This is a genomic window from Pedobacter polaris (genome assembly GCF_005116505.1).
Classification (GTDB): domain Bacteria; phylum Bacteroidota; class Bacteroidia; order Sphingobacteriales; family Sphingobacteriaceae; genus Pedobacter; species Pedobacter polaris.
The window spans coordinates 513530-540362 of record NZ_SWBR01000002.1; the positions used below are offsets into that span (position 1 = coordinate 513530).

General features: G+C 33.4%; 22 protein-coding genes. 10 read left to right on the forward strand and 12 right to left on the reverse strand.

Annotated elements, in window-relative coordinates; translation table 11 throughout:
- Position 1: 1 nt before the first annotated feature.
- The 6 genes from FA048_RS08415 to FA048_RS08440 all read right to left on the reverse strand — a co-directional run bounded on the left by FA048_RS08415 (position 2) and on the right by FA048_RS08440 (position 8457).
- Complete coding sequence (locus FA048_RS08415) at positions 2-3019, reverse strand: helix-hairpin-helix domain-containing protein (RefSeq protein ID WP_136839819.1); 3018 nt, start codon at positions 3017-3019, stop codon at positions 2-4.
- A gap of 103 nt (positions 3020-3122) precedes the next feature.
- On the reverse strand, positions 3123-4310 hold the full coding sequence (gene dinB / locus FA048_RS08420) for a DNA polymerase IV (protein ID WP_136839821.1): 1188 nt from the start codon (positions 4308-4310) through the stop codon (positions 3123-3125).
- Positions 4311-4800: 490 nt separating this feature from the next.
- Complete coding sequence (hemF, locus tag FA048_RS08425) at positions 4801-5694, reverse strand: oxygen-dependent coproporphyrinogen oxidase (RefSeq protein ID WP_136839823.1); 894 nt, start codon at positions 5692-5694, stop codon at positions 4801-4803.
- A gap of 143 nt (positions 5695-5837) precedes the next feature.
- Positions 5838-7058 carry an MFS transporter gene (locus tag FA048_RS08430; protein ID WP_136839825.1) on the reverse strand — a complete coding sequence of 407 codons (1221 nt, stop codon included), beginning with the start codon at positions 7056-7058 and terminating at the stop codon, positions 5838-5840.
- A 107-nt stretch (positions 7059-7165) separates the two neighbouring features.
- On the reverse strand, positions 7166-7753 hold the full coding sequence (locus tag FA048_RS08435) for a fasciclin domain-containing protein (RefSeq protein WP_136839827.1): 588 nt from the start codon (positions 7751-7753) through the stop codon (positions 7166-7168).
- 80 nt (positions 7754-7833) lie between these two features.
- Positions 7834-8457 carry a hypothetical protein gene (locus tag FA048_RS08440; RefSeq protein WP_136839829.1) on the reverse strand — a complete coding sequence of 208 codons (624 nt, stop codon included), beginning with the start codon at positions 8455-8457 and terminating at the stop codon, positions 7834-7836.
- A 123-nt stretch (positions 8458-8580) separates the two neighbouring features.
- Here FA048_RS08440 and FA048_RS08445 point away from each other — a divergent pair, with 123 nt between their 5' ends.
- Positions 8581-10053, forward strand: coding sequence for a sensor histidine kinase (locus FA048_RS08445; protein ID WP_169306839.1), 1473 nt, complete (start codon positions 8581-8583; stop codon positions 10051-10053).
- Entirely contained in the window at positions 10040-10726 is a 687-nt protein-coding gene (locus FA048_RS08450; RefSeq protein ID WP_136839834.1) for a response regulator transcription factor, read from the forward strand. The genes FA048_RS08445 and FA048_RS08450 overlap by 14 nt, the downstream gene beginning before the upstream one ends.
- A 75-nt stretch (positions 10727-10801) precedes the next feature.
- On the opposite strand, the gene FA048_RS08455 is transcribed toward FA048_RS08450, so the two are convergent.
- From FA048_RS08455 to FA048_RS08465, 3 genes are read right to left on the reverse strand one after another with little or no spacing between them, the layout of a single operon-like run.
- The gene (locus FA048_RS08455) at positions 10802-11113 is read right to left on the reverse strand and encodes a phosphoribosylpyrophosphate synthetase (protein ID WP_136839836.1); all 312 of its coding nucleotides are present in this window, start codon (positions 11111-11113) and stop codon (positions 10802-10804) included.
- A 16-nt stretch (positions 11114-11129) separates the two neighbouring features.
- A complete protein-coding gene (locus FA048_RS08460; RefSeq protein WP_136839838.1) occupies positions 11130-11930 on the reverse strand; it encodes a DUF4249 domain-containing protein in 801 nt (266 codons plus the stop codon).
- 2 nt (positions 11931-11932) lie between these two features.
- A complete protein-coding gene (locus FA048_RS08465) occupies positions 11933-14272 on the reverse strand; it encodes a TonB-dependent receptor (RefSeq protein ID WP_394347486.1) in 2340 nt (779 codons plus the stop codon).
- Positions 14273-14454: 182 nt separating this feature from the next.
- Between FA048_RS08465 and FA048_RS08470 the strand changes: the two genes are divergently transcribed.
- From FA048_RS08470 to FA048_RS08505, 8 genes are all read left to right on the forward strand, one after another.
- Complete coding sequence (locus tag FA048_RS08470; RefSeq protein WP_136839840.1) at positions 14455-14940, forward strand: PaaI family thioesterase; 486 nt, start codon at positions 14455-14457, stop codon at positions 14938-14940.
- A gap of 18 nt (positions 14941-14958) precedes the next feature.
- Positions 14959-15591 (forward strand): AlbA family DNA-binding domain-containing protein, encoded by a 633-nt coding sequence (locus FA048_RS08475; RefSeq protein WP_136839842.1) that lies wholly within the window; start codon positions 14959-14961, stop codon positions 15589-15591.
- A 64-nt stretch (positions 15592-15655) separates the two neighbouring features.
- Positions 15656-17023, forward strand: a complete 1368-nt coding sequence (locus FA048_RS08480) for an MATE family efflux transporter (RefSeq protein WP_136839844.1) — start codon at positions 15656-15658, stop codon at positions 17021-17023.
- Between the two features lie 70 nt (positions 17024-17093).
- Positions 17094-19892, forward strand: coding sequence for a TonB-dependent receptor domain-containing protein (locus FA048_RS08485; protein ID WP_136839846.1), 2799 nt, complete (start codon positions 17094-17096; stop codon positions 19890-19892).
- A 3-nt stretch (positions 19893-19895) separates the two neighbouring features.
- Positions 19896-21239 (forward strand): DUF4876 domain-containing protein, encoded by a 1344-nt coding sequence (locus tag FA048_RS08490; protein ID WP_136839848.1) that lies wholly within the window; start codon positions 19896-19898, stop codon positions 21237-21239.
- 26 nt (positions 21240-21265) lie between these two features.
- Complete coding sequence (locus FA048_RS08495; RefSeq protein WP_136839850.1) at positions 21266-22822, forward strand: DUF6850 family outer membrane beta-barrel protein; 1557 nt, start codon at positions 21266-21268, stop codon at positions 22820-22822.
- A 4-nt stretch (positions 22823-22826) separates the two neighbouring features.
- Entirely contained in the window at positions 22827-23966 is a 1140-nt protein-coding gene (locus tag FA048_RS08500) for a cytochrome-c peroxidase (RefSeq protein ID WP_136839852.1), read from the forward strand.
- 56 nt (positions 23967-24022) lie between these two features.
- Positions 24023-24388, forward strand: a complete 366-nt coding sequence (locus FA048_RS08505; RefSeq protein ID WP_136839853.1) for a response regulator — start codon at positions 24023-24025, stop codon at positions 24386-24388.
- A gap of 132 nt (positions 24389-24520) precedes the next feature.
- On the opposite strand, the gene FA048_RS19705 is transcribed toward FA048_RS08505, so the two are convergent.
- From FA048_RS19705 to FA048_RS08515, 3 genes are all read right to left on the reverse strand, one after another.
- Entirely contained in the window at positions 24521-24679 is a 159-nt protein-coding gene (locus tag FA048_RS19705) for a hypothetical protein (RefSeq protein WP_169306840.1), read from the reverse strand.
- 74 nt (positions 24680-24753) lie between these two features.
- Positions 24754-25863 carry a DNA polymerase IV gene (gene dinB / locus FA048_RS08510; RefSeq protein ID WP_136839855.1) on the reverse strand — a complete coding sequence of 370 codons (1110 nt, stop codon included), beginning with the start codon at positions 25861-25863 and terminating at the stop codon, positions 24754-24756.
- Positions 25864-26820, reverse strand: coding sequence for a hypothetical protein (locus FA048_RS08515; protein WP_136839857.1), 957 nt, complete (start codon positions 26818-26820; stop codon positions 25864-25866).
- Between the last annotated feature and the right edge of the window lie 13 nt (positions 26821-26833).

Sequence of the window (26833 nt, forward strand, 5' to 3'; positions counted from 1 at the left end):
TTCACGTAAATTTTTGTTTCAACGGCTTACTATCTGTTATTAACACCGGATTATCCATAATTGGCAATTTAGCAAACTTGATAACCTCGATACTGGGTACTCCAAAATCCAATACAACCTTACCCAAAATTAAATAACAGCCCTTCCCCCTAAAAGGATAAATAGGTGAACTATTCGGAAAATGCGTGGTATCAAAGAAGTTTCCTTCACTATCAATGAAGGTACCAAACCACATCTTCGTATTTTTTATGGTATGCACAGTTTTGTCGCAGACAAAGTTGCCTAACATTTTTACTATTTTCCCTTCGTATTGCTCTAAATCTTTAGCCAAAACATCCCCACGGTAATCTGTTTTAAGTAAATCGAACATACTCAGGGTAATTGGATATCCTAACAATTCCAGTTCCTGGTAAGCATCCTCTATCAAATGATTATCTAAATTTGGTAATACATATTCCTTAGTTGGCAGATGAAATAATTCTTTGCCTGCAATAATTTTAGTCTTGTTCCCTAGGTAATTATGTACCTCCCAAAGCAGCTCTTTTTTGCTTTTACCTGTAAAGCGTAAAGCACCAATTCTTATTAAGATAAGTGATTGTTCTAGAGAAAGATAAGTTCGCTTAATTAAATCTTCTAAATCGATATAATTTCCATTTGTTTGCCGTTCCTGCGGAATGATTTCAATCAGCTTATTCTCCAAACCTTGAATACCAATTAAACCCAGATAGACTTCATCACCTTTGATATTTACAACAGCATAACTGCAGTTTACACAAGGCAAATTCACTTTTGCACCTGTTTGTTGTAAAGCATGAACATACACCCAACGTTGATAGAACCCTCCATAATTGTTCAAAACAGCCACCATAAACTCCATAGGATGGTAAGTTTTGAGATAAAGACTTTGATAACTTTCTACAGCGAAACTTGCAGAATGGGCCTTGGAGAAGCTAAATCCGGCGAAACTTGATACCTGTCGCCATACTTCCTTGGTAATTCCCTCATCTCTACCTAAGGATTTTGCAGTTGTAAAAAAACGTTTAGATAACTTGTCAAACTCTGTATCCTTGGCTCTGTATTTACCACTCATTCCACGTCTCAAAATATCGGCATCGGCTAAATCCAAACCTGCGTAATGGCAACAAATCTTAATCACATCTTCTTGATAAACCATAATGCCAAAAGTTTCTCCAAGTTGCTCTTTCATCACTTCAGATAAGTACCTCACTCCTTTTGGATTATGATAACTTTCAATATACATTTTCATCATTCCAGAACTTGCCACACCAGGCCTAATAATAGAGCTTGCAGCAACTAGCGTGTTGTAATTATCGCATTCAAGTTTTTTAAGTAATTGCCGCATTGCAGGAGATTCAATATAGAAGCAGCCAATAGGCGTTCCGGCCCGCAATTGCGCATTTAGCTTTGGATCGGTTTTAAAGGTTTTAAAATCGTGTATGTCAATTGATATATCTTTATTTTTTAATACCAATTGAACCGCTTCTCTAATATGACCAATACCTCTCTGACTAAGGATATCGTATTTATCAAGGCCAATGGCTTCTGCTTCATACATATCCCATTGCACAGTAGGTAAGCCTTTTGGCGGCAAATCTAAAGCTGTGTAATATGTTAATGGTTCCTCGCCAATTAAAATACCGCCAGCGTGTATAGAACGTTGGTTTGGCATATTCTTCATTTTCTCAGTAATAGCCAGTATTTTATTAAAAGTGGGATTATTTCGATGAAGATGACCCTTTGAAGGATCTGTGAAACTATCTATTTCGCTTTTGGGCAAGCCCAGCACCTTACCAATTTCCCTAATGATCGCTCTATCTTTAAAGCTACTCATTGTGCCTAATAAAGCAGTATTAGGGTATTTTTTAAATATGTAGTTCTGAATATCTGGACGCTCATCCCAACTAAAATCGATATCAAAATCTGGTGGTGAACTTCGTTTGTGGTTTAGAAACCGTTCAAAATAAAGGTCTAATGCAATGGGATCTACATCTGTAATTTTAAGACAATAAGCCACAATACTATTTGCTCCAGAACCGCGGCCAACGTGGTAATAACCCTTTTCTTCCATTGCATAACGAACTACATCCCAAGTAATGAGAAAATAAGCACAAAAATTAAGCTCATAAATAACTTTGAGCTCCATATTTACCCTTGCTAAAGCATCAACATTGTTCGTTCCATAACGATAAGCCAAACCCTTCATAGCCAGTTCTGTTAAAAGCGCTAAATCTTCTTTAGGACTATTTTTAAAATTATGCTTATTCTTTCTGCCAAAGGTATAATCGCCCATACAGCAACTATCCAAAAGTTGCTGAGTATTTGCTAAAATAAACTCATGGTTTTCAAACTTTTGTACCAACTCATCTTCACTTATTAGCATTTCGTCTTCTTGGCAGAAATCGCTTTCTGTAAGCTTTCCAAAAACCGTACTTAAACCAATAGCTCTTAAGTACTTATGCAACCTATGTTCAAGTTTATTTTTAACTGTTACCGGATGAAAAACAACTAGCTTTTCCTTGATATTTAGTAATGGTTTACCAGCAATTTTATTGAGCTCATTGGCTCTAATTCCTAAATATTCATTTTCTCTTAAATCGATTTTACTGCCATACGGATAAAGCACAAATGCATTGTTAAACCTAAAAGGTTGATCTGGCAAAGGCAATTGATTAAGGTTATGATGAGTTAAAAAATCATTTAACTCTTTCATTCCTTCTTTGTTTTTGGCAATTCCGATGTATAAAAGCTGGTTATCTCGTCTAAATTCTATTCCGATGATTGGTTTAATATCATAAGCAGGAATTAGTTTGCCATCCGCATCTTCTTGGTCAAATGCTGCTTTACGGCAAAGCCGAATAAATTCCATACAACCTGTAGAGTTGTTAATATCCGTTAACACCATTTGATGTACGTTTTTCGCTCTCGCTTCAACAATCAATTCTTTGATATCAATTGTACCGTAACGAAGGCTATATTGAGAATGAACGTTTAAAAACATAATTAGCTTGGTTGATAGTTAATGGTCAATAGTTTACAGCCTAGTTGTTTATGACTTTGACTTAAACATCATAGCCATCAACTATTGACTATAGCCCATTAACTCAAGGGCGCCTATATAATTTCTTAGCTTCGCCTTTATTAGGCATAACAGTTGCCAATTTAATAGCATCCACACCATAACGAGAACGCATTTTATCCATACTTTGGTAAAGGTTATAGATTTTTTCTGAGGGTCCGTATAAGCCAATTTGCTCATTTCCGCTTACTAAATGAGATAATTTTACACCAACTAATCGCAACAACATTCGTTTGCTGTAGAGTTTATCGAAAAGTTCTTTTGCTTTGGCTATTAACGTACTATCAAGCGAAGTGTATGGAATTTTTGCTTGTTGCGTAACCGTTTCGAAATTGGCATAGCGAATAGTTACAGTAATGCAAGCTGTTAACTTCTGTTTTTGCCTAAGTTCAAAAGCCAAGTTGGTAATCATATCAGTTAAAATGATTTTCATACCAGCTATATCCATGCTATCACTATCAAAAGTGGTTTGTTTACCTATAGATTTCTGTTCTCGATAAGGTATAACTGGAGAATTATCTATTCCATTTGCCTTTTGCCATAGACTTAACCCATTCTGACCTAATATTTTAAACATTAAATCTTGTGGAATTTGTGTTAAGGTATGTATTTTACGGACACCCATTTCACTCAATTTCAAGAAAGTAGAATCGCCCAAGCCAGGTATCTTTTTAATGGAAAGCGGATCTAAAAAAGATTGAACCCCTAGTTTTTCCACCTGTCTTTCTCCATTTGGCTTACATTCATTGGTTACCATTTTAGACACGGTTTTATTAATGGATAAGCCAAAGGAAATTGGTAAGCCAATTTGGTCTAAAACAGCTTTACGGAGTTCATGCGCAAATTTCATACAACCAAAAAATTTATCCATTCCCGTCATATCTATATAATGCTCATCTATACTGGCCTTTTCTAGTAAAGGCACCTTCTCTTGTAAAAGTTCAGTAATTTGATGCGAATATTTACTGTACTCATCCATACTGCCTTTAACAAAAATAGCGTGCGGACAAAGTTGACGAGCCATTCTACTTGGCATTGCCGAATGCACTCCAAATTTACGAGCTTCATAACTACAAGATGCCACCACGCCCCTATCAGACATACCGCCAATAATAACTGGTTGTCCGGCCAAGCTACTATTCTTTTTTATTTCTACAGAAACAAAAAAAGCATCTTGATCCATATGTATGATATGTTTATCTGCGAAATCCATAAATTGACAAACAAATATAATACTAATTATTTTAGTAATTAAAATTACCAAGACTTTTAGCTAAATATGTTAGTAAGTTTAAATTGATCAGGAGCTAACAAAATCGAATGTTTTAGAAGAATTTGAAAAGCAAATACAGTAGCTCATATTAAAGTTAGCCCCTGCTGTACACTTTACTCACTTCGCTCGTGCTCATTACCATCAGGTTTTGAGAACAAAAAATTGTGCAAGAAACTGCATTGCATGATGTTCAGAGTGTAGTGAGCAACAGCATTTCATTGCTGTTGGTTGAAAAGAAAATAGCGGGACGTAGAGTAAAAAATCGCTGGCTTTGTTTTTCTACTCTTCGACAGGCTCAGAGTGACAATTATATTTAACCCAGTTAACTTTTTAAGAAAATCTATTGCTCTTCAAAATGTTAACGAAGCGCATTTCAAATTAAAAGATGAAGCGGATTTGAAATCCGCAAATATCAATGCTTCAAAATCTATTAAACCCAATCAATTCCTTTTTTAAGGAAATTTAGCGTTTTTTCTTCTTCGCTTTCTGCTAAAATTTGCGGATTATAATTCCATTTTGCAGTTGGTGGCAAACTCATTAAAATACTTTCGATGCGGCCATTGGTTTCTAAGCCAAATTTTGTACCCGCATCGTAAACTAAATTAAATTCAGCATAACGACTACGGCGTAGATATTGCCATTCTTTATGCTCTTCGGTATAGTTTTGGTCGCGGTTACGGTCTATTAATTCTGTATATACTGGTAAAAATGTATTGCCAACAGCTTTTGAAAATTCCAAAATCTGATTGAAATCTAGATTGGTACTTTCAGGTTTTAACCTATCATAAAATATGCCCCCTACTCCTCTTGTTTCTTCACGATGTTTGATGTAGAAATAATCGTCGGCAGTTGCCTTAAATTTTGGATAAAAAGATGGATCAAACTCATCACAAGTTTGCTTTAAACGATGATGAAAAAAGCGAGCATCGGTTGGGATTACATAATGAGGTGTTAAATCAATGCCACCACCGAACCATCGAGTTTGCTCATCCATTTCAAAATACCTAATATTCATATGAATAATGGGTACAAATGGATTTTCTGGGTGCATTACAATAGAAACACCAGTTGCAAAAAAATCATCGCTCTCTACATTAAAAGCCTTTTTTACCGCTTCAGGAAGTTTGCCATGAACGGCAGAGAAGTTAACACCGCCTTTCTCTATCACATTGCCATTTTGCATTACACGCGTTCGGCCACCACCACCACCATCACGTTGCCAAAGCTCTTCTTCAAACTTTGCTTTTCCATCTGCCTGAACCAATCCCTCACAAATGCTATCTTGTATTTGCTGGTATGCTAACGCTACTTCGTCCCTAAACATCCTCATATAAATTATATAGCAAAGGTAAGGCTAATGAAATGCTTATGATTAACTAATAATTAGAATTACGTTTTTTTGACATTGTAAGCGTATTGAGAATTGAGTATAGCGTACTGCGATTGAACTACTGAACCAGTGAACTATTAAACCTCTACGTAATCTAAATCTTTACTAAAAGTTTCTTTTAATTGACTTAAAGCTATTAAGGCGATGATTAAGCAAATAAAACCAACAATCATTGCTCCTTGTAAAATGCCAAATTCAGCTTTAAAGAACTGAAACGCAATTAAAATAACTACCAAAGAACCACGTACAAAATTTGGCACCGTAGTAGTTACAGTGGCTCTTAAGTTTGTACCAAATTGTTCTGATGCAATAGTGACAAAGGTTGCCCAATATCCAGATGCAAAGCCCAAAAATAAACTTAGCCAAATGAATGTTTTTGGAGTTAAACCAAAAGCATAAAGATAGACCAGAATAGCAACAGCTGTTAAGAGCAAGAAAATAAGCATAACCTTTTTCCGAGATTTTAGCATCTGACTTAAAAAGCCTGCTACAATATCGCCAACTGCAATACCGATATAACAATACATTACACCTTCTCCTGCGTTTATAATGCCAGTTGCACCTAAAGCCTTACCAAATTCTGGTGAAAATGTAATCAGCACGCCAACTACAAACCAAAGGGGTAAGCCTATTAAAATGCAGCATAGATATTTTTTAAATCGAATTTTATTGTTAAAAAGCATGAGCATATTGCCACGTTGAAATGCGCTTTCTTTTACTTCTTTAAACATGCCTGATTCTGCCAGACCTACACGCAAGAATAATAAAAGCAACCCCATTCCACCACCAATGAAATAACTGATTTGCCAAGTATAGTGGCCGCCAATTAAGGCTGCTGCAACAGCACCAAACAAACCAACACCGGCTACTATCATAGTACCATAGCCTCTATTCTCTCTACTCATATTCTCAGTAACAAGCGTAATACCTGCTCCTAATTCTCCTGCTAAACCAACGCCAGCTATAAAACGAATAATAGTATACCAAGTAACGGAGGTTACAAAGCCATTGGCAATATTAGCTAATGAGTATAAAATGATTGAACCAAATAGAACACTTAACCTTCCCTTTTTATCGCCCAATACTCCCCATAAAATCCCACCTATCAGCATCCCAAACATTTGACTATTAATGATTGTAGCACCTACATCTAGTAAATCTGCATCGGCAACTCCCAGTTCTTTAAGGCTTTTAACTCTAACTATAGAAAATAAAATAAGGTCGTAAATATCAACAAAATAGCCAAGAGCAGCCACAGTGATAATAAGCGCAACATTTCGCTTGTTAATTTGGTCCATTAGTACGTTTAGTTTGGTGGGCTTAAACTACAAAAAAAATAATGAATCAAAAAGCCTCTTCCAAAATATGAAAGAGGCTTTAAAATTAATTAATTATTTACTGAAATTTATTTTGGCATTAATACACCATCAATAACATGGGTTACACCATTGCTAGAAACTACATCGGCAATAGTAACTTTTGCGCCATTTATCATCACTACACCATCTTTAATAGACACCATTAATTTACCACCTTGTACGGTAGTTAATTCTTGTCCATCCTTTAAATCTGCAGCTTTTAGTGCACCTGCAACAACATGATAAGTTAAGATTTTAGTTAAATCTGCTTTCATCTCTGGTTTCATTAAACCATCTAAAGTTGCTTTAGGAACCATTGCAAATGCTGCATTAGTTGGAGCAAATACAGTAAATGGTCCTGTACCACTTAAAGTTTCAACCAACCCTGCTTGTTTAACAGCAGCTACTAAAGTGGTGTGATCGCTAGAACCCATTGCATTTTCTACAATGTTTTTAGAAGGAACCATCATTGCACCACCAACCATTACTCCAGCTTCATCCATAGTAGTATCTGCCATGGTGGTGTCCATTGAAGTGGTATCACCCATAGAAGAATCTGTTTTAGTAGAATTACATGCACTAGTCATAGCTAAAATTGCTACAGCCATCGCTAAGCTTAAGAATTTTGTTTTCATTTTATTTTCTGTTTTAAGTTTTGTATAATGATATACGAGACCAAATGAAAAATGGTTTTCTCATCTTAACATCAAATAATTTATTCAAATTTCATTTCAAATAATAAGTAGTGTTTAATTCCAAATTTCTTACCCCAGTTTTCAATATCTTTTCCGCTACTACCTACTTCACACCAAGATGATGAACCATCTTTGCGTTTATATGGGAGAATGTAGGCCATGAAATAGAATTTCTCTCCATAACTTATTGGCAATTTACTTTCATCTACTAAATTTCTCAAGCTATAGTCTTTACTATCTATAGCGTCATATTCTTTTGTATTCGAAAACCGATCAAATGCAAAAGTTACTTTTAGTTTGTTTTTTGGGGTTAGTTTAGACATCACTTTTATCTTTAAAGTTGTATCTTTTACTTTATCTAAACCAGCTTCAGCTAAATCTTTACTGTTAAAAACAGTTTTTTCTGATTTGGTTTTACCATCCCAAATTTCCTTAACTGTAATGATATAGGTTTTACCCTTAAGTTCACTTCCAGTAAAATCTATTTTGTAATAATCGATATTTTCGAACCTAAACAAATCCAATAATTCTTTATTATCAGTTCCGTAATTTGAAACCATCTTCAAATCTTTTTTTTGTTGGCCATAAGATGGATATACCAATGATGCCAAAAGCAGTAATGCCAATATTGTTATTCTTTTCATAATTTATTTGTTTCTACAAAATTGGGATGAAAAAGAAACCCTAAAAGTTAACTGCCGTTAAAGCAAAGTTAATTAGTGTTAACTCAGTTCTGAATTTAACATTAGAGCCTTATGTTTGTGCTTATGCAAAAGAAGATTGTTTTTGTTTTGATCATGATGAGTAGCTGTGTATTAGGCATTACAGGATTACAGCTCTATTGGAACTATAAAAATTATCAAACAGTTGTTGCAAACTTTAAAAAAGATGCCAATAATGCACTGGATGTTGCAGTTGATAAAGAAATGCTACTTAGAAAAGAGCAACTTCTGCTGACTATAAAAAAGTGGATGAATGATACATCAATCATAAGAATAACCTGCGATACCCTTAACAAAGAACACGAAACTGCCTTTACGATGGAAGATGTTGTTCCTTATTATGCTGATGAAAAGGCTGATAAAATTACAATGGGCATTTCATCGTACAAGGAAAAGGTAGGTAAAATCACAGTCCAAGCAAAAACAAGATTTATTGATCACTTTGCTGAAATAGTTAGAAGCGATTTAAAACAATCTACAGTACATTATTACACCCAAGGTTTAGGTCATAGGATTGAAAAAGCATTCTCCGCTAGTAAGATTGATAAAACTAATTTTACAAGAATTTATAAAGAAGAGTTAGCAAAAAGACAAATATTAACCTCGTTTAAACTTAATTTAGATAGCACTAAACATACAAATGTTTTCTTTACGCATAAAACTAATACGGCATTTAGAAGACCATATGTTAATGCTTCAGTTTGGGCTGGTTTAGAAAACCCTAGTCAATATTACTTAAGAGAAATGAAATGGCTCATTATCTCCTCTTTTTTACTGATTGCAATTACTTTGTTTTGTTTTTATTATACTATTAAAACATTATTTAACCAATATAAACTACTTGCGATAAAAAACCAGTTCATTAGTAACATGACACATGAAATAAATACGCCATTGTCATCTATACAAGTTACTGCAGAGGCACTACAAAAATTTAATTTTGATGAGGAAACAAGCCAAAAATATTTAGATATCATCCTTTACCAAACCAAAAAACTTAATGACCTATCAAGTGAGATTTTGGCTAATGCAAAGTTGGAAACTGCAACTTTTACAATTGATGAAACAATAGATTTAAATGAATTGATAATAGATATTATCAGTAACGAAGAACTAGTGAAACGTACCAGAGTTAAATATCAACCAGTTTCAGAAACGTTCATCATTAAAGGAAATAAAATTCATTTATCAAGGTCGATAGTTAATTTAATTGAGAATGCTGCTAAGTATAACGTATCAGAAAGCCCTACAATTGAGGTTAGGTTACAGATAAGTTCAAAAGGAATTAACCTAAGTATAATTGACAATGGCCCTGGTATTGCAGATGAATTTAAGGATAAAATATTCGATCAATTTTATCGCATTCCTACAGGAAACATCCATAATGTTAAAGGTTATGGTTTAGGATTAAGCTATGTAAAAAAGGTAATTATTCAACACCATGGCAACATCAATGTTTTCGATAATCAATCAAATGGAAGTATATTTTTAATAAACCTACCAAATGACAGAAAGTAATAATCTCCTTTTAGTAGAAGATGAACCATTTCTTGCCAAGGTAGTAGAAGACAGCCTAAAGCATAAAGGTTATCGAGTTACCTATGCTGGAGATGGCAAAAAAGGATATAACCTGTTCTTAAATGGTAATTTTGATCTAATTATTTTAGATGTGATGTTACCTTACACAGATGGTTTTACATTGGCTAGGCAGATTAGGATGAAAAATCAACATATTCCTATCCTATTTTTAACGGCAAAAACTGAAACTGATGATCTGATCAACGGCTATAAAAGTGGAGGAAACGATTACCTTAAAAAACCATTTAGCTTAGAAGAGCTTTTTTTAAGAATAGATGAATTATTAAAAAGAAGCATGAGGCAAGTTGAGTTAAACGTAGCCGAAATTGCTATTGGCAAATACCTGTTTAATTACCATAAACAAGAGCTATGTTGGAATAATGAAATTATTAAACTTTCGAACCGTGAATCTGAGCTACTTTTTCTTCTGTACAAAAACAAAAATGGCTTAACCGATAGAAAAATGGTTTTAATGACGCTCTGGGGCGATGATAGTTTTTTTAACACCAGAACAATGGATGTTTTTATTACTAGACTGCGCAAACATCTTAAACAAGATCTACAAATTGAAATTTTAAATGTACGAGGTATGGGATATAAATTGATTTGTTAATCTTTTTTTACTTTGGAAAGTCTGTAATTGAGAATTAATACATTAGATTCTTCGCTGCGCTCTGAATGACAATTACTAATTATCGTGATGGACTTTTAATTTATCTAGCAGTTCCGCAGAAATGTTTTCCGCATAAGCGCCATAAGCATCAATAATTACACCTTTTAAATTGCCAACTGGCGATGAGATTGCATAAATGACCGAACTGTCGGCAGGATCTGTCATTCCTTCGAAACGATAAAATTCATCAATCTCAAATTCCTCGGGCATTAGCTGCAGGTCTAAAGATTTACATTCAATGCAGTCTTGAGCCAGGTTAAAATCATATTCGTAACCTCTTTTTTCTAAATCAGCTACAGCAGCCGTTAGGGTATCATATATATACATACAGCAATTTAATAATTTATTTAATGGTTAACGAATCAACTGTAAAAGTAGATGCGCTAAAAAAACCCAAAGCACCATTATTAAAGTTAGAGTTTGGATTTGCAGGAGTTGTTGGAGGCCCGCCATTTCCACTTATCTGCGAAATAGAGAAAAGGTATTTATAAACATTTTCATCAATGGTAAGTAGCTGTATTTTAACTTTATCACCGGTAACAAGATCAGGATCATCTATAAAGATTGTGTTCTTCACATTTCTACCATCAGTAAACCTATCAGATTCTACATTAAATTGATCTTTTTTTAAGTTGTTTATAAAAAGCCTGTTGTAGTAAAAATTGGTTACACCTGCAGGGTCATCATAATTAACCTGGACTAACTTTCGCGTTTCGCCAAAAGCCGAAAGCTCAATTTGATTTAACGATTTTATTGGTACTGCTAACGGCATTACCGATGTTGCCGTATAAGTAATTCCATTAGCAACTACAGTAATTGTATATTTTTTACCTGGAATGCCTTTATATTTTGTAGAAATATAATTACCTGGAGTTTGTTCAGTATAAATAATTGTAGGTCCGTTTTCTTCCTTTATACTTACCAAAGCGCCAGAAACTGGGATTTTTGTATTGCTAGCATCAAAATTTGCAGTATTAGAAAGCGAAACGATGTGCTTAACATCTAAATCGGTTAAAATGGCTTCGATAACCAATTTAGGTTCAGTATTATCTAATTTCAGGTCTAAAACTTTCTCGCATGATGAAAATACAACGGTAAGGATTAGTACCAATAAAATATAATATTTCTTAAATAAGTTTTTCATGTTTAAAATTTAAAATTCCAGGTTACTGATGGGATGATACCAAATAATGAAGTTTGCACGGCCTGAGTTTGTGAAGTATTATCAGGGTTATCCTTGAAATCAATTGAAAATGGATTTTTTCTATTATAGAGGTTATAAATACCAAAATTCCAGCTCGATTTAAATTTTTTATTTGGTTTGCCTTCTAAGGTTGCAGAAACATCTAACCTATGAAAATCAGGAGTCCTACTGCCGTTACGCTCGCCGTAATAAAAAACTGTTTGTCCGTCTATATTGTATTTACCTATTGGAAAAGTAACAGCATTTCCGCTACTGTACACAAAGGTTGATGAAAATATCCATCTTTTGCCCGGTTTATAAATCCCAACTAGAGAAATATCATGCGGTCTATCTTGCCTTGCGGTAAACCAGTTGCCATTATTTATTTGATTAAACTGTCTTTCAGTTTTCGAAAGCGTATATCCTATCCAACCATTAAACTTTCCGTATCTCTTTTTAAAGAATAGTTCCATACCATAAGCTCTTCCTTTGCCATAAATTAGATCTGCCTCTACATTTTGGTTACCTCTTAAATCAGTTCCATTTCTGTATTCAATTTGGTTTTGCATAGGTTTGTAGTAAACTTCTGTAGAAAACTCATAATCATTATCTTTAAAATTATTAAAATAGCCCAAAGAAAATTGATCGGCCAACTCTGGTTTTGTATTTAAACTATTCATAATATACAAATCTGTTGGCGATGTAGCTGTAGAATTAGACATCAAGTGCAAATTTTGGACATTTCGAGTATAAGATGTTTTTATAGATTTTGTATCATCTATTTGAAAACTTGCCGAAAATCTTGGTTCTAGATTCAAATAGGTTTTAACAATTTCGCTGGATTTGTAAAAAGTTGCACTTGTTTCATTGCCATCAATATCGAATGTTTTAAAATTTCCTCCACCCAATAGTGAGAATGATGAAATTCTTAAACCATAAACAAGTTTAATTTTATCACTCAGGTTGTATTGGTCTGAAATGTAAGCAGCTAACTCAACTCCTTTTCTGTTTTCAATTTTAATTTCGTTTACGCTAGAGGTGCTTGGAGATGAGATTTGGCCTGGAGCGATGGTATGATGAATAGCATCAAACCCAAACCTTAGTTCATGTTTGTTATTCAATGCAAATGTAAAATCTTGTTTTAAATTAAAATCACTAATACTTGAGTTCACTTTAAACTCACTACCACTCAAAAGATTTTCTATTGTATAATCATATTTACTTACTATAAAGGAGGTATTCGAAAATAGCTTATTACTGAAAAGATGGTTCCATCTTAATGTTCCGGTTGCATTGCCCCAATTAAAACCAAATGTATTGCTCAATCCTAATTTATCTCTACCAAAATATCCTGACAGGTAAACCGTATTTTTATCATCTAATTGGTAATTAGCTTTGGCATTTAAATCATAAAAATATAGTGTGTTTCCACGTAATGAAGTATCAGGAGCTAAAGACAAAAATGCATCTGCATAGGTTCTTCTACCACTAATCATAAACGAACTTTTATCTTTTACAAATGGGCCTTCAATTTTTAACCTTGATGAGATTAGACCAACACCTCCCTCAAAAGTGGTTGTTTTTTTATTCCCATCGTTCATTCTAACATCTAATACTGAAGATAACCTACCTCCATACTGAGCAGGCATACCACCTTTATAAACTGTAACATCTTTTATTGCGTCAGAGTTAAAAGTAGAGAAAAACCCAAGTAAGTGTGAAGCGTTGTAAACTGGTGCTTCATCCAATAAAATTAAATTTTGATCTGTAGAACCACCTCTCACATAGAAACCGCTATTTCCTTCGCCTGCAGATTTAATACCAGGTAAAAGTTGTAATGTTTTTAAAATATCCTTCTCCCCAAATAGTACTGGAATATTCTGAATATCCTTAACATTTAACTTCTCAACTCCCATTTGTGCTTTAATTACATTTTCATTCCTTTTGGCAATGCTAATTACAACTTCACTAAGGTTATTAAATTCTTCTATACTAAAGTCTTGTTTTGTATTGGCATTTATAATTATATCTTTAATTAATGTGGTATAGCCAATGTAAGAAACCTCGAATTTATAATTGCCTTCTGGCAGATTTAAGCTATAAAAGCCATAAGAATTTGTAGAAGTACCTAACTGTGAACTGCCACTAATCTTTACGTTTGCACCGATTAATGTTTCTCCGGTTGACGAGTTTCTTACCACCCCATTTACCGTATATGTTTTTTGGGCGAACAGTATTGAAATAGTAGAAAAATAAAGAACAGCTAAAACAAGGGATTTTTTAAAAGAGAGAAGTTTAATCAAAATATGTCTATCTAAATAGTTGAGTTACAAAGTAAGTTAACAGATAGTTAAATCGTTACATCTGCAACGAAATAATGATAAAAAAATTGTAAAATTTATGTAGATAGTTTTACAATTCGATTATCAGGTTTATGTACTAAAAATTTTTAAAGCTCAATTGTATTGCTGATATTTAAAACATCATGATAGTTTCCGAGAGCACCCTTAAATGGGCAATGTGTTTATATCCACCACTTTTATTTCAGCGCATTTGGGTTAAAAAATTCCATACAGGGTTTTTGGGTGTAGATGTTAAAATTAGTAATAGCTTTTTAAACAGAAACTATAATGGCTCTATTTTTGGCGGTACAATCTATGCCGCTACTGACCCCTTTTACGCCATCTTATTTGACCAATTAATGCAGCGCAGAGGCTTTAAAGTAAGGGTTTGGTTAAAAAGTGCGTCAATCCAATATTTAAAACCCGGATTAACCAATTTGTATTTTACTTTAAAAATAACTGAAGAAATGATTGCAGAGGCAGAAATTTCATTAAAAGAAACAGGGAAATTTGTAAAAGCGTATCCTATGGAATTATTTAATAAACAGGGTGAGTTATGTGCAACAGTAATGAATGAAGTTTATTTAAGGACAAAATTCCCTGGAGAGAAACAGCGAGTTGCTATTTAATTATGTAGAGCCGAAGCAATGAACATTAAAAGACTAATTCTAGAAGGCGAAAATGTAAGCTTGGATTTCAAAAAAACCATCAGCAGTAGCGAAAAAATAGCTAAAACTTTAGTTGCTTTTGCTAATAACAGAGGTGGTAAATTGTTAATTGGCATTGCCGACGATGGCAATATTAAGGGTGTAAAATCTGAAGATGAAGAGAAATACATGATCACAAAAGCTGCGCACGTATTTTGCAAACCAGCTTTAGAGCCAAAATTTGAAGAGATTTACATTGATGATAAAGTGATTTTAGTTGTTGATATACCCAAAAGCGACATAAAACCACATTATGCAATGGATGAAAATAAAAAGTGGTGGGTTTATTTTAGGGTTAAAGATAAAAGTGTTTTAGCAAGCAAAATTATTGTAGATGTTTTAAAAGAGAGCAATAACGAAGCTGGTCAGCTCATCTCCTACTCTGAACATGAAAAAAAATTGCTATCCTATTTAGAAGAGCATGGTCGTATCACTTTAAAAGAATATAGTAAATTAACAAGGAGTGCATATAAAAAAGCCCAAAAAATTATTGTTAGTTTAATTCTAACTGGTGTTTTACTTCCCCATATTTCTGAAAAAGAAGAGTATTTTACGGCTGCAGAACTAAAATAATTCAAATTATTTTTTGTCCTCCACAGCATAGGATAACAAATAAAAATACGATTTTTGTAAGCGTATGTTTCAAACTCTATTTACCAAATATAAATCTTATTACAAAGAAAATTTAATACTTGCTTTACCAATTGTTGGTTCTCAAATTGGGCATATGGCCGTTCATATGGCCGATAGTATTATTGTGGGTCAGTTTGCTGGCACTACACAACTAGCCGCAGTTTCTTTAGTGAATAGTCTATTTATGTTAGTGCTGGTTTTAGGATTAGGGATTTCTTATGGTTTAACTCCTTTAATTGCACAAGCAAATGGTAGAAAAGATAACAATGAATGTGGCAAGCTCCTATCAAATAGTCTAATTATCAATATCGTTACCGGTCTATTTCTTTACTCACTCATTCATTTTGGCACATTAGCAGTAATCGATAATATTGGTCAATCGCCAGATGTTGTTTTTCATGCTAAACCTTACCTTGGTTACCTATCATTTTCTATTGTTCCTTTAATGATTTTTCAAACCTTTAAGCAATTTGCAGAAGGTTTAGGTTTTACGCTGCAAGCAATGCTCATTTCTATTTTTGGAAACATCCTCAACATTATTATAGGAATTATTCTGGTGAAGGGAATGTTTGGCTTCGAACCGATGGGTGTTAAAGGTGTGGGCATAAGTACGTTGATTGATAGAACATTAATGGCAATTGTGATGGCAATGTATGTGCTAAGGTCTAGAAATTTCAAGATTTTTTTAAAGGAGTTTAAGATTTATGCAATAGATAAAATTAGAAGCATTCAAATTATTAGAATTGGAGCTCCTGTAGCCATGCAATACATTTTTGAGATTAGTGCTTTTAGTGGTGCAGCAATTATAATTGGTACTATCGGTACAGCTCCACAAGCAGCTCATCAAATTGCAATCAATTTGGCTGCTTTTACTTATATGATAGCAAGTGGTGTAGCTTCATCGGCCACCATTAAAACCGGAAATTATTTAGGACAGCGAAGTTTTACAGATTTACGTTGTTCTGCAATAGCAAGTTATCATGTTGTTATTGCTTTTATGACATTTACAGCAATACTGTTTGTTTTGGCGAACACACTCCTACCATACATTTATACCAAGGATATAGAAGTTATCGCGATAGCAGCTCAATTGCTAATTATCGCTGGCTTTTTCCAGTTGTTTGATGGCACTCAAGTTGTTGGTTTGGGAGTTTTACGTGGTATTGGCGATGTAAATATTCCTACAATCATAACCTTTTTATCGTATTGGGTAATTGGTATCCCTTTGGGTTATATTTTAGGATTTTATTTTGATTTGGGCGTTAAGGGTATTTGGTACGGATTAACTTTTGGTCTATTAACTGCTTCAATACTACTATTTCTTAGGTTTCAATTTAAAACAAGACAATTAATTTCTACTACCACTACTTAGAATTATTCTAAACAACTTGCGTATATAGTGTATTTTTTACACCTTTGCGTCAAATTAGAATTAGTCTAAATTGAAACAGCTATACATTTTACTCCTCGTCGTATTATTTGCTCACAGGGGAAGTGCGCAAGTAAATAATTTCATTACCGCTAAAATAGTAAACATTAAAAGCGAGGCCTTAGAACTTGCAAATGTTAAGGTAATAGAAACAAATCAATATGCTACAACTGATAAAAACGGCATATTTAAAGTTGGTGGCATACAATCCAATTCAAGTTTAACTTTACAGATTTCATTTATTGGTTTTCAAACACTTAGAATCCCTGTTCTATTTAAAACTGGAGAGAATAACCTGGGTATCATTACCTTAAAGAATCTTGATCTAAGTTTAGAAAACATCGAGATTAATGCTAAAAGAAATTATTCTGGGACAACAAACTCATCTTTAATCATTACAAGGGATCTTATTGAGCAAACTCCTGCATTGAGTTTAAATGATTTATTGAACCAAATTCCAAATAGAAAAATACAACCACCATCTTTGCAGCGAGTTCAAAATTTAAATCTAAGAGCAGCCTATGAACCTACAAGAACAGGGAAAGGAGATTTTGAATTAAATAATGCCTTTGGTATTGCAATTATCATGGATGGGAATGTAATTAGTAATAATGCTAACATGCAAAGTTTTAATCCAGGGCGAGCTGGGGGACAAGGTCGATCTTTTGTTACTAGTGGCAATTACGGATTAAATGGCGCACCATCACCTGTGATTAATGGCATACCATCTACATCCTATTCTGGAGATTATACGTTTGGAGGTACAGATTTAAGGCAAATCCCTGCCGACAACATTGAAAGTATAGAAGTTATTGCAGGTATTGCACCAGCTAAATATGGGGATTTAACCGATGGAGCTGTTATTATTGAACGTCAAGCTGGTAAATCTCCTGCTTATGTACGCATGCAGTTGAGAGATAATGCTACCTCATATGGTTTCTCTAAAGGTTTTGAGCTCAGCCCTAGATTTGGTGCAGTGAATGTTGGTGTTAACTATGTTAATTCATTTGAAGATAATCGCGACAAACTAAAAGCATACCGAAGAGTAAATACAAATGCCATGTGGACAAACTCATTTGGTAAGACAAATCAACTAAAAAATACCTTCAGCATAGATTACGGCAGAAACTTAGACGGAATTAAAAAAGATCCAGATGATGAAAAAGGAACTAGAACTAGATTTGATAGTTGGAATTTTAGCGTAGCAAACCGAAGTAATTATCGCTTTAATAATGGTTTTTTAAAAAACATTGGTTTTAATCTAAGGTATTCAGAAGGGCATCAAGTAAGTTATAATGAACAATTACTGAATGATGCTTATGTACTTTACACAACGGCAACAACCACCGGAATACATGAGGGTACATATGATACAGGAGTTTATACAGCAAAATCTTTAATTGATGGTAGACCAGTAAATGCCGGTGCTAACTTAGATCTTACAGGTGGATTTGAAACAGGAAGTATTGCGCATTATCTTTCTTTCGGAACAAGTTTTAGCTATAGTGCAAATAAAGGATTGGGCCAAACTATAGATCCAAATGAACCAAGAAGTGGAACAAAAATAGCTACAAGTTCTATTGGAGCAGAAAGTTCTGAACGTTATTATGATTTTAAGTTAGCTATAGCACAAAAAGACCTAGGTTTTTATGTTGAAGATATGTTTACCGCAAGTCTATTTGGCAAACCTTTAAATGTTAGAGCTGGTATTAGGACAGATATTCAAAATGGTTATACTTCACTTTCACCAAGAACCAATATCAATTATGAAATAAGTAAAAAATTTAGGTTAGGTGTAGCGTACGGACTATCATACAAATCGCCAGGATTGGCTCAACGCTACCCAGGACCTACATTTTACGAAATTCCATTATTAAATTCATACAATGGAAAAGTAAATGAAAGTACCTATCTGGTTTATGTAGAACGCTATGAGCCAACAAATGCTGGTTTGAAACCATCAAAAAGTGAAAGCATAGAATTATCGGCACAAATTAAGGTTAACAAGTTTAACCTTTCCCTAACTGCTTTTAATAAAAAATCGAGGAGTGGTATTTCTACCGTTCAAAACTTACAAAGCATAGTATTACCAATTTATACTGCTACAACAAATGCGGGTGTAAAGCCCACTATATCCCAAATTGGGGTAAAGCCATATGCAATCAATTATTTTACATTTAAAAATGATCTTTCATCAGATAATCAAGGATTTGAGGTTATTATGAACACTCCAGAAATTAATGAAATAAAAACATCATTTAATTTAAGCGGTGGTCTTTTTAGAACAGCCTATAAATCGATATCTAATATTTTAAGTAGCAAAGTTCCAAATACGATACCTACAGATCCAGAATACGCATATATCGGTGTTTACGAACCTCGCAACACAAAAGCATATTTTAGTAACGGAAGAATAACAAGTGTAACTCATATTCCAAAATTGAGCTTGGTCATTCAATTCATTGCGGAATTTGATTTATTAAACAAAACCGTTAATACCGCAAGTTCACGAATTCCATTAGGATATTATAATCGCTCTAATCAGTACACATCAATTACTAATTTTGACAAGACTAATCCATCTTATGGTCATCTTTATATTACTCCAGAAGAGCAAAAGGCAAATGATTTACCTAAAATTATATCAAATTATCATTTTAGTATAGCTAAAGAAATCAAGAAGCGCTTTAAATTCGCTTTCAATGTTTATAATGTATTTAATTATCAGCCATACTATTTAACTACAGCTGGTTCATATACATACCCAAATAGCTCACCAACCTTTGGAGCAGAATTATCTATAAAACTTTAGGATATGAAAAATAAAACATTCACACTTCTATCTATTGTATTAATTGCAATTATTTTTTCAGCTTGTAAAAAGTATCAAGAAGATACAACAGGTATTCATCCTGTAAAATTTCAGGTTTTAACATCTTACTCATCCACAGACTTAGGTAAAGTTTTGCCTAAATCTCAAATTGAAGTTAAGTTTAAAAATACTAAAACCAATATAGAGCAGAAGTTTTTGACTAATGCAAATGGTATTGTTGAGTTAGATTCTATCTCTCCAGGAGAGTATGACATTTCTGCAACCATTAAGATTCCTGCTTTATATTACATTGCATTAACAGGCGAGCAGGTTGATAAAGAAGTAGTTTTTAATGCATCAGAAAAGGCTAAAACTATAACAATTGAAGATAACCAAAAAATAGACTTGAAACTTATTTCTGGAGCTACAGGTCCATGGGCAATTAAACAGATTTATTATGCAGGTTCTAATACAACCACAGGAGCAACATTTAGAGATCAATTTATAGAAATACACAACAATTCTGATTCGCTATTATATGCCGATAGCTTGTACATTGCAGAGGCCATTGGTGTACAAAATTTTACAGGAACAACTGTACATAGACAAGTAAATAGCCGTCAGTATGATTGGAGTAAATCACAAGGTATGCAAGCTGATATTGATGCCAACAATGATTATATATATGCAAGAGCTCTATTAATGATTCCTGGAACAGGAAAACAATATCCTGTTAAACCTGGAGAAAGTATAATTTTGGCTCAAACAGCTATTAATCACAAAGCACCATTTGTTGGTAGCGATGGAAAAACAATTACAGTAAGAGATCCTTCATTAACTGTAGATTTAAGCGGAGCAGATTTTGAAGCTTACTATGCTCCATTTTTACCAAGACCTTTAGCATCTGATATCGATAATCCTAATGTTCCTAATGTTGAGGTATTGTCTTATAATGGAACAGATTTAATTCTTGATAATCCTGGAAGAATGGGCTATGTAATTTTTAAGAATAAAGGTACAGTTGATATAAAAAAGCTAAATCAATATCCATTTCCATCTATTACCCCTCCATCATCTACAGCAGATAAATATTATCAAATTCCGAGTAGCTTTATTATTGATGCTGTAGAAACCCAACCAAATACAGCCGCTGCAAGAGTACCTAAGAAACTCGGGCCTAAATTAGACGCACTTTATACTTATGCACCTAATGGAGCTTACTCATCACAATCTGTAATTAGAAAAACAGAAAGTATTGTTAACGGAAGAAGAATTTTAAAGGACACCAATAATTCTGCAGAAGATTTTGACTTTCTGCCACTTGCAATACCAAGAGGATTTAAATAATTGAAAGCTATACTGCACAACATACAATGAAGCACACTCCTATTTATATTTTATTATTTTTAAGTTCAGTTTTTTCTGCTTTTGCACAAAAAAAGGATACAATTAACCTTGGCACTAATGGTAAATCTTTTGTTGCCGATTCGACCAAAAACATAGCCTATAATTTTGCTCAATCTAGTCCATACTACCTAAAATCATTAATGCCTGCTAAATTCAATAAATTAAGCGCTGGCTATAATTTTGAAAAAGGCAATTTAACACCAGCTCAAAATGCTACTTCATTAAATGAAACTTATTTAAGTACTGAAGGAATCTCTCAATTAAATTCAATAAGTATTTGGGGCCAGTTTACTTATCGCAGAATTGTTGAAGACAGTACGGCTTTTACTCATGAAACCAGAAACAATCTTGCAAATTCTTATTATTTTGGCTCTCCTAAAAGTGTTAGTTATCAAAGAGCTATTTATAATTTAAAAGCTTTAGCTAGTAAAAATTTTGTCAAAAACAATTTGCCTATAGGTTTAGGTGTTGACTATAGAATCGGCAACCATTATTCTACTAATGATCCAAGAGGTGATGTTGGAGACTACCAACTAAATTTAGTAGGTACAATTGCTTATAACATTTTAAAATCTTTAACTATTGGCGCTGGTTACAGATATGGTTATGGACTTGAAAAAGTAAATATTGCTTATAAAAATAGCAGTGTTTCTCAAGGGCACCTTATTCCAGAATATAATAATTACTTAATAAATGGGTATGGTGAGCCTGAAATATTTAACACCAATAGAAGGTACCAAAACAATGAAACCAGAAATGGATTAGATGTTTATTTAAGTTATAAAAATGATGAAATTGGACAACTTAATCTTAATTATCAAACCATAAAAGAAAAGCAAAACTTTAATTACCGAAGCGATGAAGGAATCGCGGAATACATAAAATTTAATATTATAAATGAGCATTATAAATTCTTTTGGTTAAAGAACATTGCAAAAAATAGCTTAAGTATAGAGTTAGGTTACCAAACTAATGATGGCGATAATTTCTTGAATAAGTATTTGGCAAACAGTTACCTATATAGTAATAGCACAGCTAATTTAAAGGCATTATTAGCCATTAAAAAAAGCCAATTTATCCACAATATTGGAGTTGGCTTAAAAAAATATGAAGAACGCAGGCAAGATGGGATTGCTGGGAATGATATCAGATTTAATCAGTTAAATTATGCCATTAGTTACGGCTTAAATCATACTAATAAAAATAATCATAATTGGGGATTCAGTGTAACAGGACTATATAATCAATTCTTAGATTCTGATTTTAATGTACTTTTAGTTAATGAGGGCATATTTACCAGAAATGTAATTTATCATGATTATGCATACAATACTACATCAAAATTTGGAGGTAATATCGTTATCGATTATAGCATTCCATTATTTAATCAAATCCAAGCAGGTATTAAGCTAAGTACATCCTATTTGAGAAGAAACGATTTAAAAGACTTTGATCGGACTTTAACTAAAACACCTGGTAAAGATAGGTTTTTTAATAATATCAGCTTAAATCTGTATTTTTGACACAATGAATAAAGTATTATCAGGCTTAACTGTTCTATTTGTCTTTTTATTATTTCTATCTTTTAAATCTATCGATTTAAGTTTTAGTGGTGATATTTCTATTGATTCACTTAGAAAAATATACTCAAAACCAACAAGCGAGTGGCCAAAACCCACTATTGATAGTGGCGTAGCCTTTCAAGAATTAGGAGAGCTGCTACCTTCTCCCCTTAACCTAAAAAGTGATTCTATTAAAAAGTTAATTGAACTTGGAAAGATTTTATTCTTCGATCCTCGTTTGTCTGGTTCAAATCAAATTTCTTGCTCTAGTTGCCATGCTCCCGATTTGAATTGGCAAGACGGAAGACGAGTTTCTGTTGGGCATGATCATCAAGAAAACATCCGCAATGCGCCTTCTTTAGAAAATGTATGGTTTTATAAAAAACTATTTTGGGATGGTAGAGCAAATAGCTTAGAAGAGCAAGCTGCTATGCCTGTTACAGCCCACAACGAAATGCACCAAGACATGAAGTTGTTACCTAAAAAGCTAAAAAAAATTAAAGGTTATCAGCCTTATTTTTTAGCTGCATTTGGGTCTAAAGAAATAACTAACGAACGTGTTTTTGCAAGTCTTGCTACTTTTCAGCGTAGCATTGTAAGTAGACGTACAGCTTTTGACCGTTTCTTAGCAAAAGATAAAAAAGCATTAACAGATCAACAATTAGTGGGTTTACACTTATTTAGAACTAAGGCTCGTTGTATGAATTGCCACAATGGTCCATTTTTTACAGATAATCAATTCCACAATGATGGTCTTACTTACTATGGTCGTAAATACGAAGATTTAGGTTTATACAACGTGACTAAAAACCCTGAAGATGTAGGTAAGTTTAAAACCCCAGGCTTAAGAAATGTAATGAGAACTGCACCTTGGTTCCATAATGGTTTATTTGGTGATATGGATGGTGTGATGAACATGTATAACATGGGAATGCCTGTTCAACGGGTTAGACCAGAACAAGAAAAAGATCCTCTGCTACCCAAAAACGACAAACTTTTAAGAGGTATTAGATTAAGTAATTCGGAAAAAGAAGCTGTAATTGCTTTTCTAGGTTCACTCTCTTCTGTACCAGTTTTATTAAGAGTTGAAGAACTTCCAAAATAGTATTATATTTATTAGTTCAAAATTTAATTACCTTTGGGGCTGAATTATATATCTAAATGAAAAAACGCGTTTTAGTTGTCGAAAATAATAAGGATATCCTTGAGTTAATTTCATTGGTACTTGATGAAGCTGGATATGACATTCATGCTTTTACCAATGATAAAGACATTTTTGATCTTATTAAAACTTTTCAGCCAGATGCTATTTTACTAGATATCATTCAACCTACGTTACAAGGAACCGAACTTTGTAGGCAAATTAAGGAAGCTGAAGGAACTAGTCATATCCCAGTAATTGTGCTCTCAACCCATCCACAAATACAAAAAGTTAAAGAGGTTTGTGCTGATGAAATAGTTGAAAAACCTTTTGATATAGATGGATTATTGGAAATTTTAAGTGAGCAACTTAAAAACGCTAGTTAACAATCATACAGAAACACGGTATTTTCTCTCAATAGTCTCAGATTTAAGGCTAGATTTCTATTCAGCGATTTAGAAATTATATGTGTCAGTGCTAATCAGCGATAAAAAACAATCTAAAAGTTACTTTGAGTTTTAAATCTTATTTTCATCATGTTTATCTGGAGTTAATTCTTTTTGATTAAGCTCATTTTCTAATTCTTTCTGATCTTTTCTATTTCGTTTTACAATGAAATAAACAAATGCCAAAATCGCTACGATTATAATTGCAATTACTACAATATTGAGTTTCATAAAACTGATTACTAAATTATCTTCAATAAATATAATCATTAATTGTTTGGTTAAGATTAACTTAAGATTAATTCTCAGCGCATTTCTGGAAACAAGGTTTGTTGGTATCCATCAAAACGATCTCTAACCCTTATTTCACCAAAATTAGAAAAACTTATACCAAGTAACCTTACTTTTTTACCATCTAAATCCGTATTTGCCAAAAGCATCTTACTTGTATCCAAAACTTGCTCAAGTTCATTTATTGGTGTAGGGAAAGAAATACTCCTTGTAATTTGTTTAAAATCTTCGAATTTGATTTTTAGGGTTAGTGTACGACCATAAATTTGATAATGTTGCAAACGTTTAAAAGCAGATTTCGCAATTTGGATTAACCACTCATCTAATTCTTCTCCCTTGTCTAAATCATAAGAAAAAGTATCTTCAGCACTTATTGATTTAATTTCTTGATGTGGTTGTACAGGTCGATGGTCAATGCCACGAACAATGTTGTAAAAAAACCTACCACTTTTACCAAACAATTGCATTAACCTTTGTTCTGTTTGATTTTTAAGATCTAAGCCAGTGTGCAAGCCTTGTCTTTTCATTTTTTCGGCAGTTACCTTGCCTACACCAAAAAACTTTTCTACCGGCAATTTTTCCATGAATTTTTCCATTTTGGATGGACCAATAAAAGTTAGCCCATCTGGTTTATTCATATCTGAGGCAATTTTAGCGGTAAATTTGTTAATTGAAACCCCGGCAGATGCTGTGAGGTTAAGTTCGTCTTTAATTGCTTGTTTAATTTGTTCTGCAATAGTTATAGCAGAGCCGATATTAAGTTTATCTTCTGTAACATCTAAATAGGCCTCATCTAAAGAAAGTGGTTCTATTAAATCGGTATAACGACTAAATATTTCTCTAATTCTTCTCGACACTTCTTTATAAGCATCGAATCTTGGTCTTACAAAAATAGCATACGGACAAAGTTGTTGTGCCTTTTTACTTGTCATTGCAGACTTGATACCAAATTTTCGAGCTTCATAGCTTGCAGTTGCAACTACCCCTCTACCCTCTGGCGATCCACCTACAACAAGAGGTTTGCCCCTATATTCTGGATAATCTCTTTGCTCAACAGCTGCATAAAATGCATCCATATCGATATGGATGATTTTACGAACAATGTTTTTGCTTTCAGCTTCCATTTATTTTAAAATGAAATTAGAGTACACCCTATCTTCCCAAAAGTTATAGTTTATTTGGTGAAAAGCTGTTCCATTAAAAACAAGTTGTATAAAACCATTTTTTTCTACCAAAACTGTATGGTAAATTTTAGCAGCTGGGTTTTTAATCAGTGTAAATTCAATGAGCTGTTTTTTATCATTCCAGTTTAACCGATGAGGTAAATCAGCTTTTTTTAATTTAAAATCATTTTGCAAGTCATTAGCCATCAACTTGCTTCTGTACCAAGTTCCGCCTGTAGGCGATACTAAAGGTTTACCATTATAAACTACAACGCTATCATTATAAGCTATAACTTGGAGCGATTTATTTTTCGCTTTTAGCCAACGTTTAAGCTTCTCAGCGTGCTTTTCTGTTTCATAACCATAAGTTGCATCTAAAAACCCTATTCGTTGAATATACTTTGGTATTTCTGTTTGTGCGTTGATATATCCGAAAACAAAGCTTCCTCCTCCACTATGGCAACTTAAAATAAGTTGTGGGTTATATTTAAGATATTTGGCTCTCGTTATTTCTACAATTGTAGTTAATCGCTCATCTTGGTAACCAAACTTTTTTCTCCAAGCGGGCCAACTTTTTAAGTTATTTTCAATATAGGCAACAATATAATTTGATTTTTGATCTGTATTGCGAATAAATGCTGTTTGTGCACCAATGTGCTGAATATCGAAATGCCAATCATCACCCCCTACTAATTTTTTACCAAAAGATTGAGCTGAAGTATTCCCATTAGGTAAGGCAAATAAAATAAGTATTGTTGGTTTTGAGACATCAATTGTGCTAGGCTCGTCAAAGGTTAAAGTAACTCCGCTGTCTACACTCAGTTGTTGCAAACTATTAAATCTTTCTGCAAAGCTTAACTGAGCATTTACATTTGAATTGCAAACAAGTAAACAAATGATAATTAGCAACCATCTCATGCTAACAAATTTA